This is a genomic window from Leptolyngbya sp. CCNP1308, assembly GCF_034932455.1.
Taxonomy (GTDB): Bacteria; Cyanobacteriota; Cyanobacteriia; order Phormidesmidales; family Phormidesmidaceae; genus Nodosilinea.
In genome coordinates, this window is sequence record NZ_JAYGIH010000106.1 from 82642 (window position 1) to 95552 (window position 12911).

Sequence of the window (12911 nt, forward strand, 5' to 3'; positions counted from 1 at the left end):
CCCATGAATAGTTACCCCGCCCAACGAATGTATGCCCCCTCGGTTCAGGTTTGCTGGAGCGCTCTCGTGGGCCTGGTTTTGCCCCTGTTTCTAATGCTGGGGCTAGCCGCCCCCGCTAAGGCCGTGGCCGTATTTCAAATTCCGACTGTAGCGGCAGGTGAATCGACTTGGGTTGTCGATGAAGCCAACATCATCAGCCGCATCAATGAAAACAAGATTTCCGGTCGTCTCAGCGATTTGGCCACCACTACCGGCAACGAAGTGCGCCTCGTAACCATCCACCACTTTGACTACGGCGATACCATCCAAACCTTTACCGACAAGCTGTTTGAGCGCTGGTATACCACCCCAGACGAGCAGGCCAACCAAACCCTACTCGTCCTGGATGAAGTCACTAAAACGGTGGGCATTCGTGTTGGCGATCAGTCTGCAACCCTGCTCACCGACGACATCGCCAATAGCGTTGCCCAAGAAACCGTCCTGTTTCCCCTGCTGGAGGGCGACAAATATAACCAGTCGTTTTTGGCTGCCAGCGATCGCCTAGGGGCTGTGCTAGGTGGCCAAGAAGACCCAGGCCCGCCCAACTTTGACGACTCCTTTGACAGCGAAAGTACCTTTGCTTCCGCCGAAGAGACCGCCGAGAATCGCGGCAACAGCACTATCATTCTCGTTGTTTTACTGGTGTTGGCCACCGTCATTCCAATGGCGACCTACTTTTGGTATGCCGGATTTGGCAACTAGTAGTTTGCCAGTTCTTGAACTTGCCAGCGCGCTAGTACGCTGCGGCAGAAACGACCCTACTGTTCAGAATGCTTGAAATACCTGTACCCTAAGGATTTTTCACTTTGCATAGCGGTACTAGCCTGAGCATTTGTCGGAGGGGGATGGACTATACCCCCTCCAAAAGCCGTTTAGCGCGGTATGGTTGTGGGGTTTTCCCGGTCTAACACTAGAGGGCAAGGACTGCCATTGTGGGCATCGGGAGGCACCAGGCCCACCAAATGGGGTACCGGTCGGGGAATGTATCCCACCAGTGAATCTCCCTGGTAGGCCAGGGAAGCGCTGGCCCCAGAATCGAGCATCACGGCATCTCGCAGGCCCGCCTGGTGAAGCAGTTCGCCCAGCTGTACCGAGTCAACCATGGTGTGGGTTACCCCCACCACCGGCTGCCCAGCGGTGTTAATCCCCCAAAAGGCCCGGTGGCGACGGGCATCGTAGTCGAACAGGGTGCCAAAGGTGCTGGCGGGCTGGGGTAGACCATCTTTAACCAGCCAGCCAGCCGCCACAAAGGCATCGGTTACGCCGGGTAGTTGCTGGGCCAGGCCCGCCAGCGTATTGTGGCGATCGGCCTCAAAGGGCACAAACTCAACCCGATCGGGAGCCATCAGCACGAGGGGACGACCGTTAAGTTTCGGGGTTTCTCCGGGATATCCCGGCACAAACCGCCTTGTGCTCTGGCTCAAAACCGGGCCAATCATCACGTTTGAGTCCAAGTATTTGAGGGAGAAAAAGCCGCCATCCACAGCCCCAGCAATGTTGGTGCCCGCTAACATCTCAGGGAGTTGATAGCGACTGTTGGCGTGGATGGTAACCGGATGCCCACCTCTAATGAGTGAAAACGACTGATCTTCTCTGTCTATCTTTCGCACGGCAACAGGAGTGGCGAAATTAAAGGCTGAATCAGCGATCGCAGCGGGCATCGCCCCAGTTTCAGCTGTAGGGCCACCCCAGGCCACGTTCAGCAGCGCCTGAAGATTAGACTGACCAAACCGCTCGATCGCCAGCAGTGATTCCGAAGCGCCAGCGAATTTTTCATCATCCTGCCGCATCGTGAACCCGGCCATATAGCCAGCATCGGCCACGGCCTGGGCGACCCGCTCGTTGTAGTGGCCGGTGGGGTAGCTAAAGTACCGCATAGGAACACCGAGCTGGGCCTCTAGCTGACGCTTTGACTCCACCACTTCGTAGACCAACTCCTCATCGCTGAGGTCGCGCAGGTCAGGGGGATGGGTAACGCTGTGGGAGGCAATGGTTACCAGCGGGTCAGCCGCCATGGTTTTGAGCTGATCCCACGTGAGCGTTGAGCGCCCCGCTACGGTGCCATCTACCTTACCGGGAAAGACAAAGAAGGTGGCCGGTACCTGATACTTTTGCAGCAGCGGGTAAACATGCTCGTAATGGCCTAGATAGCCATCGTCAAAGGTAATTAGCACCGGTTTTTCAGGCAGTGCCACACCGGTACGCAGGTGCTGTACTAGCTGGTCAGGACTGATCGGCGTCAGCCCGCTGTCCAGTATGGTCTTCAGGTGAGCCTCAAAATCGGCAGGGGTCAGGTCAAAGAATACTTCCGGTGGTTCAAGCACGTCGTGGTACATCAACACCGGCACCCGGGCTTCGGCAGCTAAAGGATGAATCCTGGGCCAGGGCTCGGCCCCTAGCTGAGCGATCGCCCCAGCCGCCTGGGTCACAGTAGCACTGGTCAGGCTAGAGCCGTGAAAGAGGTTGTCGCCCGCTAGGGCATGGCCAACCCCGGCCTGATTGAGATCTATGGGGCGGCGGCACAGCCTTTCACTGCTGACCACCGTAGGAAACGCATCTACTCCCGGGGCGTCAACTAGGGCCAGTAGCTCTGCATTGAGGGCCTGGGGCTGGTCTAGGGCCGCAGGGGCTGCAAGCCCCATGCCACCTATGCTGATCAGTCCGGTGCTCAAAGCCCCAGCCAGGGGAACAGCGGCCCCCAACAAAAAAGCTCCCGACCCTAGGGTAACCAGCGTTCGCGCCTTAGATGGCTTTTTGCCAGATGTCTTCTTTTCGCCCTTGACCATTACCGCGACTCCCCACCAAACGTCAGGCCCCGCCTAAAGCCCATTACATATTACTGGGCAATGTCAACTTTGGTCGCCCAGAGTATGCCGCATTTCGGTTAAGGAGCGATTAATCTAAAACGCCACAGATCCCTAGCCAGAGGGCGCGATCGCCCCACCCTCGGCTTACTATGAAAAAGCCCGCCACCGCACCTCTCCATGACCGTCACCATTGCCTACCTGGGGCCTGAGGGCACCTATACCCAACTCGCTGCCCTGGCCTACAGTCTTGACCTAGAGCGGCGCAGCAGCCCGCCGGTTAACCTGTTAGCTTTCCCCAGCATTCCTAAAGCGATGCAGGCCACCGCTGACGGCGTCACGACCCTGACTATTGTGCCGGTAGAAAACTCTACCGAAGGGGGAGTCACCACCACCCTAGACACGCTATGGCAGCTTCAGCAGCTCAAAATTCACCACGCGGTGGTGATGCCTATTCGTCACGGATTACTGTCCCAGGCAACTCGTCTAAGCTCTATAGGGGCGGTTTACTCCCATCCCCAGGCCCTCTCCCAATGTCAGCGCTGGCTGGAGCACAACCTGCCCCACGCCCAGCTAATTGCCACGCGTTCTACCACAGAAGCGCTTGAACACTTGGCCGACAACAGCACGGTGGCCGCTATTTCCTCAGAATGGGCAGCCCAGCTTTACAATCTGCCGATTTTGGCCCACAACATCAACGACCAGTTAGACAACTGCACAAAATTTTGGGTACTTAAGGACAGCGTTCCCCAGTCTCCCCCCCCGGATGGGCAGTACACATCTCTGGCCTTTAGTCTGCCGGTCAACGGCCCTGGCGCTCTGCTCAAACCCTTAGAAATCTTAGCTCGCTTCGGCATTAACCTCAGCCGCATCGAGTCACGCCCCACCAAGCGATCGCTGGGAGAATACCTATTCTTTGTCGATTTAGAGACCAGTGCCCATAGCCCCGTTGGGCAGAGAGCCCTTGACGAACTCCTGAGCTGCACCGAAGCCCTCGTCAATCTCGGTACCTATAACCTAATTACCGCAGACCCCAGCCTAGCCGCCGCCAAGGCCAAAACTCAGTCTACTCAAGTACTTCCTTGAGGGCCGTGCGGGCCGCTAAATGGTTCCGGGTAGAGGTTAAAATCTCGGCCTCACGCTCTAGCCGCACGCTGGTGTCGTCCATTTCTAGCAGTGCCTGCTGTTCTAGGGCCACCCCGTGCAGGTTGCTGGCCACCCAGTACGACAGCTCAATGGGAATATCGGGGATATTGTCGGGTAGATCAATATCTTGGTTGGTTAGCTTGGCCGACAGATGCACCACGTCCCGCAGCAGACGATCCACATCAGAGGCCAGCGGGCTTAGATCCTGGCTGGTGGGCTTATCTTCGACCCATTCCACTAGCCCAACCCGATAGGGCTTTTCGCGCACATAGCTCAACAGTCGAAACCGCTGCTGGCCGAGGGTGAGAATTTTGAGGCGATCGTCAGGCAGCCGCTGGTAGTGAAGAATTTCAGCGCAACAGCCCACGTTAGCCGGTTGCCCGGTAGCAGGATCTAGCATGAGCACGCCAAAGCGGCGATCGCTCTGGAGAATGGTGTTCATCATGATCCGGTATCGGGGCTCAAACACGTGAAGCGGCAGGTGTCTCCCCGGAAATAAAACCAGCTCAGGTAATGGAAAAAGTGGTAGTTCTCGCACAGATATGGACTCGGAGAATGCCATTATCGCCTCTTGCGGATTCAATCTCACCGTACCCAGACACGGCGGGCTGTAACACTTGTTTACATAGGGGTATTCTAACCCAACTCCCCCAGGGAATGCCGGGGATCAGTGCGATCATCCCGATCGCTTAGCTCGACACAAAGAACCCGCCGAAGGGTCAAGGTTCGGCGGGTCGGGCAGAATGATCTAGAGCTTAACTTCGATATCCACCCCAGCGGGCAAATCCAGCTTCATCAGTGCGTCAATGGTTTTAGAGGACGGCTGATAGATATCTATGATGCGGCGGTGGGTGCGGCTCTCAAAATGCTCGCGGGAATCTTTGTCTACGTGGGGAGAGCGTAGCACGCAGTAAATCCGGCGTTTGGTCGGCAGCGGAATGGGGCCAATAGCTGTAGCGTTGGTGCGATTGGCGGTATCGACAATCTTCTCGCAGGAGGTATCTAGAAGTCTGCGGTCAAAGGCTTTGAGGCGAATGCGAATCTTCTGTTGCTGAATGGTAGCCATAGGTCTTACGAAGAATAAATTGTCAAGGTACAACGGAAAAAGCTCTGGAGACAAAAGACAGGAGCAAACCCCTGGAGGCTTACTCCTGTCTTCAGAGAGCTAGTGTAGGAACTACTTCAGGATCTTGGAAACCACACCGGCTCCCACAGTACGACCGCCTTCGCGAATTGCGAAACGCATTCCCTGCTCGATCGCGATGGGGTTGATGAGCTCAACCGTCATCTTGATGCGATCGCCGGGCATAACCATTTCAGCATCGCTGCCATCGTCAGCGGTGAAGGCCATGATGCTGCCGGTTACGTCGGTGGTACGCACGTAGAACTGAGGCTTATAGCCTGGGAAGAAGGGGGTGTGACGCCCGCCCTCTTCTTTCTTTAGGATGTAAACCTCAGACTCAAACTGAGTATGGGGGGTGATGCTGCCGGGCTTAGCCAGCACCATGCCACGCTCAATGTCTTCCTTTTGCACACCGCGCAGCAGTAGCCCCACGTTGTCCCCAGCCATCCCTTCATCCAGGGTCTTCTGGAACATTTCAACACCAGTAACGGTTGTATTGCGGGTGTCGCGAATACCAACCAGCTCGACGGTTTCACCGACCTTGACCTTGCCGCGCTCGATCCGCCCGGTGGCAACAGTACCACGACCAGTGATCGAGAACACGTCCTCAACGGCCATCAGGAAGGGCTTGTCGATGTCACGCTCGGGGGTGGGGATGTAGTCGTCAACGCTATCCATCAGCGCCAGGATTTTATCAACCCACTCATTGTCGCCGCGGTTGATAGCCGGGGTAGCTGTCAGAGCTTCCACCGCAAGTAGGGCCGACCCAGAGGTGATGGGAATATCATCGCCAGGGAAGTCATAGGAACTCAGCAGCTCGCGTACTTCTAGCTCAACCAGCTCCAGTAGCTCTTCGTCATCGACTTGATCTTGCTTGTTCAAGAACACCACAATGCTAGGCACGCCCACCTGCTTAGCGAGCAGAATGTGCTCACGGGTCTGGGGCATAGGGCCATCAGCCGCAGAACAGACCAGAATGGCACCGTCCATTTGAGCCGCGCCAGTGATCATGTTCTTGACGTAGTCGGCGTGTCCAGGGCAGTCAACGTGGGCGTAGTGGCGAGTCTCAGTCTCGTACTCCACGTGGGCCGTGTTGATGGTGATACCACGAGCCTTTTCTTCAGGTGCCGCATCGATCTCGTCATACTTACGAGCCTTTGCGCCACCCGCCGCCGCCAAGGTCATGGTGATGGCGGCCGTTAGAGTGGTTTTGCCATGGTCAACGTGACCGATAGTGCCGATGTTGACGTGGGGTTTATTACGTTGAAACTTTTCGCGTGCCATTTACGTTACGTGTCCTTTCCTTTCTAAGCGTTCCCAGTGTTTTTAGAGATAATGGCCTCAGCCACGTTCCGAGGAACTTCGCCATAGTGGCTAAACTCCATCGAAAAAATGCCCCGACCCTGCGTTTTAGAGCGGATGTCGGTAGCATAACCAAACATCTCAGCTAGGGGAACATGGGCTGTAACCTTTGCGACGTCAACCTCTGTTCCCATCCCCTCGATTTGGCCACGGCGGGAGTTTAAATCTCCCATGACGTCACCCAGAAAATCTTCTGGAACTTCAACCTCGACCTTCATGATCGGCTCTAGAAGGACGGGAGACGCCTGCATGACGGCTTCCTTCATCGCCATTGACCCGGCAATTTTAAAGGCCATCTCTGATGAGTCTACATCGTGGTAAGACCCATCGACCAGAGTAACCTTTAAATCAATCACGGGGTACCCAGCTAGGATACCAGATTCACAGGCTTCTTTCATGCCCTGTTCTGCGGGAGAGATATATTCTTTAGGAATAGTCCCTCCAACGATTTTAGACACAAACTCAAAGCCGCTGCTTTCTTCAGTGGGTTCTACCTCGACTACGACGTGGCCATACTGGCCTTTGCCGCCGCTCTGGCGAATAAACTTGCCCTCGGCCTTGGTGGCTTTGCGAATAGTCTCTCGATAGGCCACCTGGGGAGCACCAATGTTGGCCTCGACCTTAAACTCCCGCAGCATACGGTCAACCAGAATATCCAAATGCAGCTCACCCATTCCCGCAATCACGGTCTGATTGGTTTCGGGGTTGGTACTAACCCGGAAGGTGGGGTCTTCCTCCGACAGGGATTGCAGAGCTTTGGATAGCTTGTCCATGTCCTGCTTGGTTTTAGGCTCTACCGCTACCGAGATAACGGGCTCAGGAACAAATAGAGACTCCAAGACAATCGGATGGGCCGGATCGCAAATGGTATCGCCTGTAAAGGTGTCTTTGAGGCCAATGGCGGCTCCCAGATCGCCAGCCCTCAGTTCGTCCACTTCGATGCGATCGTCGGCTTTAAGCACAATCAATCGAGAGATGCGCTCTTTTTTATCTTTGGTAGCGTTGTAGATGTAGCTGCCCTTTTTAAGCACCCCAGAGTAAACTCGCACAAAGGTGAGTCGTCCATAGGGGTCAGCCATGATCTTAAACGCCAGAGCCGCCAGAGGCTCGTCGTCGCTTGCTGGTCGATCGGCCAGTTCACCATTGGGTAAATGCCCTTGAATCGGCGGCACCTCGAGGGGGGAGGGCAGATAGTCTACAACCGCGTCTAAAAGCAGCTGTACCCCTTTATTCTTGAAGGCAGAGCCACACAGAACTGGTACGACTGTACCCTGCACTGTTCCTTTACGCAGGGCGTTGGCGATTTCGTCTGAGGAGAGGGGTTGCCCTTCAAAATATTTTTCCATCAGGGCATCGTTGGTCTCGGCCACCGCTTCAACTAGCTGGGCTCGATACTCCTCTGCCACATCCTGAATATCGGCTGGTATCTCTGTATCGTCAAAATTTTGGCCTAGATCGTCGTGATAGATGCGGGCGCGCATAGCGACTAAATCGACGACACCCTGGAAGCCACCCTCAGCCCCAACGGGAATCTGAATCGGTACTGCATTTGCGCCCAGGCGATCGCGCAGCTGACCACACACCTTAAAGAAATCGGCACCGGTACGATCCATCTTATTGACGAAGGCAATACGAGGAACGTTGTAGCGATTGGCTTGACGCCACACCGTTTCCGACTGAGGCTGAACACCCCCCACCGAGTCAAATACCGCAATTACCCCGTCCAGAACGCGCATAGAACGCTCGACTTCAATGGTGAAGTCAACGTGGCCAGGCGTATCGATGATGTTGATCTGATTATCACGCCAGGTGGTAGTGATAGCCGCAGCGGTAATGGTGATCCCCCGCTCTCGCTCCTGCTCCATCCAGTCGGTGACGGCCGTGCCATCGTGCACTTCACCAATTTTGTGCACGATGCCTGAATAGAACAGGATGCGCTCCGTGGTAGTGGTCTTGCCGGCGTCAATATGCGCCGCAATACCGATATTTCTAACCCGCTCTAGGGGCGTTGTTCGTACCACAGCTCCCTCCTTGTTACGCTACGGCTAGCCACTTCGGCAAACCCAAACAGATCCTTATTTTAGGAAGCAGAAACAGCGATCGCCAAGCAAGCAAAGCCCTAGGGTCGCCCCCCCTTCAGCTTAGTAGCGATAGTGGGCGAAGGCTTTGTTTGCTTCTGCCATGCGGTGGGTCTCTTCGCGCTTGCGCACGGCACCGCCCGTCTCGTTGGCAGCATCCATCAGCTCATTGGCGAGCTTGATAGCCATCGATTTGCCAGGACGCTGACGGGCAAACTGTGTCAGCCAGCGGAGAGCCAGCGCAACGCTGCGCTCAGACCGAACCTCCATCGGTACCTGATAGGTAGCACCCCCTACACGACGAGCCTTTACCTCCACCAGAGGAGACGCATTCCGTACGGCCCGCTCAAACACATCCAGAGGATCGCCACCGCTACGCTCTTTGATAATGCCAAAGGAGTTGTAGATAATCTTGTCGGCCAAAGACTTCTTGCCGCTAGTCATGAGACGACGGCTCATCATGGTAATGAGGCGGCTGTTGTAGACAGAATCTGGCGGAATCGGGCGCTTCTGGATGACGGTACGGCGAGACATGATTCAAATTCCAGTGATTGAAGGCTAGCTATGCGGACAAAACGGACTCAATGCTCAGCTAAGAGAGCGCTTGACTAAGGGAGACGAGAAAGACCAAGTCACAATCGCTAGCAGCCTGAGACAGAGTGGATGAGAGGCTCAAGCTAAAACCAATACATCCAACCATATACAAGCTGTAGAGCAATTCAATAACCTCAGTCCGTCCTAGGACTTAGGACGCTTGGCTCCGTACTTGGAACGCCCCTGACGGCGATCTTTTACGCCAGCGGTGTCAAGGGTGCCGCGGATAATGTGGTAGCGAACACCGGGAAGATCTTTGACCCGGCCGCCGCGAATCATGACCACGGAGTGCTCTTGCAAATTATGGCCGATACCGGGTATGTAGGCAGTGACCTCAAACCCAGAGGTCAGACGCACCCTAGCTACTTTCCGCAGAGCTGAGTTGGGCTTCTTGGGAGTGGTTGTATACACGCGGGTACAGACTCCCCGTCGCTGCGGACAGCTCTTGAGGGCCGGGGATTTGGTCTTTTTGTCGGCTTTCTGGCGCTCACTCCGAATGAGTTGCTGAATCGTGGGCATAGGATGCTTCTGCTGCTACGGCTGATAAAACTCGAGTTTTCACAAGGTCTAATGCTAGCACTCTGAAGAAGCTTTGGTCAAATACTGTCATCTACAGCACCTACGGGATCTAGAGCATTGCTTTTTAAGCGTCTAGATTGCCTAGGGCGTTGGCAAATGGGCGGCGGTGCAGTCTTGGGTAACTGGGGCATCGACCGTTATGGCAAAGGCATTGCCACAGCCGCAGGTGCGCTGGGCCAAGGGGTTAACAAATCGAAACCCGCCGCCCATTAAATCTTCGGCGTAATCGATGGTGAGGTCTTTGACTAAGTCCATTTGACCGCTAGGTACCGCCAGGCTAATGTCGCCGCAGGCTAGGGTGTCCAGCGATTCTTGAGGCGTGGCTTCTGCGGTTAGGCGATAGGTCCAGTCGGCACAGCCCCCTGGCTCAAGGGCAAGGTAAATTTGGGGCGAATGCCCTGGGCTCTGGGCATTGTGCCGACGCAGCAGTCGCTTGAGTTCTTGGGCGGCGGCGGGGCGAATTTGAACCATGGGAAATGCGTGGCAAAGAAAAAACCGGCGGTAATGCTGAGCTTAGCACTACCGCCGTCCCCCTATTGAGCTGATTGAGCCAGACAAAAGCCAGGAGAGTTAGCGAGATCAAAACCTAGAGAGTTTCGGCCCGAGAGTAGTCGTCTTGGAAGCGGACAATATCGTCTTCGCCAAGGTATTCGCCGTTTTGCACCTCAATGAGCACGAGGGGGATAACGCCTACATTTTCTAGACGGTGCTGGGTGCAGGGAGGTACGTAGGTAGACTGATTGGTGGACAGCAGGATTTCGGCTTCACCACAGACCACCTTGGCGGTGCCAGAGACTACAATCCAGTGCTCACTGCGGTGGTGGTGCATCTGCAAGCTAAGGCGGTGACCCGGCTTGACCTCAATTCGCTTGATTTTGTAACCCCGCCCCTCTTCGAGCACCGTGTAGGATCCCCAGGGGCGCAGACCGGTTTCAGCAATTTCTTTGCCGTTGCTGGTAGCGAGGGCCAGCGCGGTGGGCTGAATTGACTCTTGCAGTGTTGTCATAACAATAAATTCTCCTAGAACCTGAACGTATAAGACTGCGGCAGAATAGGCGACTCGGGGGAACCGCATTGTCCTATGGTGCCCATTGCTATCAGACTTTTGCTTGGGCCCAAGAGTTTCACGATGCACCGGGCTCGGGCTAAGTTTTCAGGCAATAGTCTAACAATTGCCCTCGGGCAGAGCGGAGGATTTGGGCAGGATAGGAGGCAAAAACATAGATTCTTTATACCGGTTTGAGGTTGTTAAAGAATTTGGCGGTATGCATTGGCGGTATACACAAGGGCAATTTGGCTCTAGGGCTGGGGGAAAAACAGCCCAATACCATTGTTTACTCGGGCGGCGGTGCGGGGGGAGCGATTGATCAGTCGCCCACCCAGGTACAGGCTGGCGGAGCTGCCGCCGTCTAGGTTGAGGGCGTCGGTGCTGCCGAGCTGGAGCATGATTTGAGCTAGCTGGTCGAGGGTCGGGCCGGAGCCCAGGGGGCTGTTGTGAACGGCTACCAGTAAAATTTCACCAGTGGCGGTGAGCCCGATGGCGCTGCGGGGAGCAGCCTGGGTGCCAAAGGCAGCGCTGAACTGCTCTAGCTGGGCATTGAGCACGAGGGTGCGATCGCGAACTAGCAGCGGGCCACCGCCAATTAGGTTGGGAAAAGGAGCCATCGTCGCCGGTAGCAGGTCAGAGGCGATGGAAACCTGCTGCCCCGGTGGCAGGGCCTGGGCAGCAGTAGCATAGGATCGCAGCGCCAGCAGATAGCCGTTGGGGGGAATCGGGAGTCCCCCAGGGTCAATCGTGCTGGCGGGTTGTTGGGCTGTGACTATACCATCCACCACCGTGACTACGGTTTCGCTCTCAATCACAGGGCGATAGGTGGCTCCCCAGGCGGGGGTATAGAGACCAATGCCCGCCTGCACGTAGCCGCTGTTAATGGCCAGTACCGAAAAGCGCTGCCCGCTGGCAGTGGTGAGGGTTTGCTGTAGGGCCAGGCGCTCCATACGCACCTGACCCTGCTCATTCCACCCGACCACGCCACGGCTGAGGATGGGGCCTGAAATCCAAGTGTTACTGGCGCGCACGGCCCCAAGGGGATATTGATTGTTGCGGTTGAAAAACCCGGCATTGATGGCGGCACTAGCCTGCCAGCGCTGGGCAATGGTGGTTAGGGGGGCGGTGCCCACCGCGGCGGTGGGGTCAGTCCAGATGGGGCGCAGGCTAGCCTGGGTGGGGTCAATTTGTAAGTAGTAAACGGGAAACGGCTGCCCGGCTACAGAGACATACCGCTGCTGCCAGCGCACGCCCGGAGCCCAGGCGATGCTATGGGGTTGAAGGCTATCGGCCCGCACATCGATGACGATTTGATTGGGATTAGCCTGGGTGATGAGGTGAGGCGGGTGGCTGGCGCTGGCCTGGAGGCGAAGGCCGCCAATAGTCGGGGTAACGGTCAACGCCCCTAGGTAGGCTCCGGCGGGGGAGGCGATCGCAGATCCAATGACCCGAGCATCAGCGGTGGCCCCCAGAGTGAGGTTGAGGGCATCGCCGCTGTCAGCCAGCGACGCGGGCGCCGGGCCCGATAGCTCTACAATTAGCTGTTCGCCGCCGGGCTGAGGGACTCGGCGCAGAGCGACGACTTGGGCCGGGGGGGTGGAGAGCTGTAGGTTGCCACCCCCAGGCTGCACCTGCCAGCCGTGGCGTTCGGCCAGAGGCCCAATATCGAGGAACCGGTAACCGTCCTGAAGCCAAGCAGCTAGCTCTATCGGGTTCCCCGGATCGGTAAACCACTGCACCGGCTGCTGCATGGGATCACCCGTGCTGAGGAGCGTGGCCCCCAGGTGCTCGGTCAAACCGTAGTCGGCCAGGCCAATCTGGCCATCGACGACCACCCAGGGGATGGAAACCTGACGGCCATTGAGCGTCAGAGTTTGGCCCTGGGCTGGGGTGGTGACGGCAGCATTGGCAGGGCTGACCTCGGCGGAGGGCACGACAGGAGGGATGGCGAGAACGGGCCAGGGGGCGATCGCGCCGATCAGGCTGACGCCGATCCAGCCCCCCGCAATCCGGTGATGCCTTGAGCAAGACCGAGCAAACAACGGGGCTAAGGCCGGCCATCTAACCATAGGAATAATTGGGATGAATGGGTCTGGGGTGTATCGGCTGGCGCGGCAAATTGCCGAGCCCTCAAGCGC

13 protein-coding genes are annotated in these 12911 nt (G+C 56.6%); 3 read left to right on the forward strand and 10 right to left on the reverse strand.

Features of this window, described 5'->3' with window-relative positions:
* The first annotated feature begins 3 nt into the window (after positions 1-3).
* Complete coding sequence (psb32, locus tag VB780_RS26845; protein WP_323354260.1) at positions 4-741, forward strand: photosystem II repair protein Psb32; 738 nt, start codon at positions 4-6, stop codon at positions 739-741.
* 170 nt (positions 742-911) lie between these two features.
* Here the strand turns inward: psb32 and VB780_RS26850 are convergent, their stop codons facing one another.
* The gene (locus VB780_RS26850; protein WP_323354261.1) at positions 912-2681 is read right to left on the reverse strand and encodes a polysaccharide deacetylase family protein; all 1770 of its coding nucleotides are present in this window, start codon (positions 2679-2681) and stop codon (positions 912-914) included.
* Positions 2682-2688: 7 nt separating this feature from the next.
* On the opposite strand from VB780_RS26850, the gene VB780_RS26855 reads away from it, so the two are divergent.
* Together VB780_RS26855 and pheA are read left to right on the forward strand one after the other, a co-directional pair.
* On the forward strand, positions 2689-2862 hold the full coding sequence (locus tag VB780_RS26855; protein WP_323354262.1) for a hypothetical protein: 174 nt from the start codon (positions 2689-2691) through the stop codon (positions 2860-2862).
* A gap of 161 nt (positions 2863-3023) precedes the next feature.
* The gene (pheA, locus tag VB780_RS26860) at positions 3024-3929 is read left to right on the forward strand and encodes a prephenate dehydratase (RefSeq protein WP_323354263.1); all 906 of its coding nucleotides are present in this window, start codon (positions 3024-3026) and stop codon (positions 3927-3929) included.
* Here pheA and VB780_RS26865 read toward each other — a convergent pair.
* The 9 genes from VB780_RS26865 to VB780_RS26905 form a co-directional block, all read right to left on the reverse strand.
* Positions 3910-4551 carry an LON peptidase substrate-binding domain-containing protein gene (locus tag VB780_RS26865; RefSeq protein ID WP_323354264.1) on the reverse strand — a complete coding sequence of 214 codons (642 nt, stop codon included), beginning with the start codon at positions 4549-4551 and terminating at the stop codon, positions 3910-3912. The two genes, pheA and VB780_RS26865, sit on opposite strands and share 20 nt — an antisense overlap.
* 186 nt (positions 4552-4737) lie before the next feature.
* Positions 4738-5046, reverse strand: a complete 309-nt coding sequence (gene rpsJ / locus VB780_RS26870; RefSeq protein ID WP_216277822.1) for a 30S ribosomal protein S10 — start codon at positions 5044-5046, stop codon at positions 4738-4740.
* A gap of 120 nt (positions 5047-5166) precedes the next feature.
* A complete protein-coding gene (gene tuf / locus VB780_RS26875; protein WP_323354265.1) occupies positions 5167-6396 on the reverse strand; it encodes an elongation factor Tu in 1230 nt (409 codons plus the stop codon).
* A gap of 23 nt (positions 6397-6419) precedes the next feature.
* A complete protein-coding gene (fusA, locus tag VB780_RS26880; RefSeq protein WP_323354266.1) occupies positions 6420-8495 on the reverse strand; it encodes an elongation factor G in 2076 nt (691 codons plus the stop codon).
* A 120-nt stretch (positions 8496-8615) separates the two neighbouring features.
* Positions 8616-9086, reverse strand: coding sequence for a 30S ribosomal protein S7 (gene rpsG, locus VB780_RS26885; RefSeq protein WP_317037501.1), 471 nt, complete (start codon positions 9084-9086; stop codon positions 8616-8618).
* A gap of 204 nt (positions 9087-9290) precedes the next feature.
* Positions 9291-9665, reverse strand: a complete 375-nt coding sequence (gene rpsL, locus VB780_RS26890; protein WP_073606926.1) for a 30S ribosomal protein S12 — start codon at positions 9663-9665, stop codon at positions 9291-9293.
* A 141-nt stretch (positions 9666-9806) separates the two neighbouring features.
* Positions 9807-10196, reverse strand: coding sequence for an iron-sulfur cluster assembly accessory protein (locus VB780_RS26895; protein ID WP_323354267.1), 390 nt, complete (start codon positions 10194-10196; stop codon positions 9807-9809).
* 115 nt (positions 10197-10311) lie between these two features.
* Positions 10312-10731: a cupin domain-containing protein gene (locus VB780_RS26900; RefSeq protein WP_323354268.1), complete on the reverse strand. Its 420-nt coding sequence runs from the start codon at positions 10729-10731 to the stop codon at positions 10312-10314.
* 293 nt (positions 10732-11024) lie between these two features.
* Complete coding sequence (locus tag VB780_RS26905; protein ID WP_323354269.1) at positions 11025-12842, reverse strand: phosphodiester glycosidase family protein; 1818 nt, start codon at positions 12840-12842, stop codon at positions 11025-11027.
* Between the last annotated feature and the right edge of the window lie 69 nt (positions 12843-12911).